The organism is Vibrio sp. TMPB1044 (assembly GCF_030442075.1).
GTDB lineage: Bacteria > Pseudomonadota > Gammaproteobacteria > Enterobacterales > Vibrionaceae > Vibrio > Vibrio satsumensis.
On sequence record NZ_JAUJED010000072.1, the window covers coordinates 1 to 210 of the forward strand.

At 55.2% G+C, this 210-nt stretch carries 1 rRNA gene; it reads right to left on the bottom strand.

What is annotated here, in order from left to right:
• Window positions 1-210, bottom strand: a 23S ribosomal RNA gene (locus QQ041_RS24195); the annotation flags it as partial.

Consider the following 210-nt stretch of genomic DNA (forward strand, 5'->3'; position numbering starts at 1 on the left):
GATTTACCTAAACCACCCGCCTACGTACTTGAACCTGGACAACCGTCGCCAGGCCCACCTAGCCTTCTCCGTCCCCCCATCGCAATTGTAAGAAGTACAGGAATATTAACCTGTTTCCCATCGACTACGCCTTTCGGCCTCGCCTTAGGAGTCGACTTACCCTGCCCCGATTAACGTTGGACAGGAACCCTTGGTCTTCCGGCGAGGGAG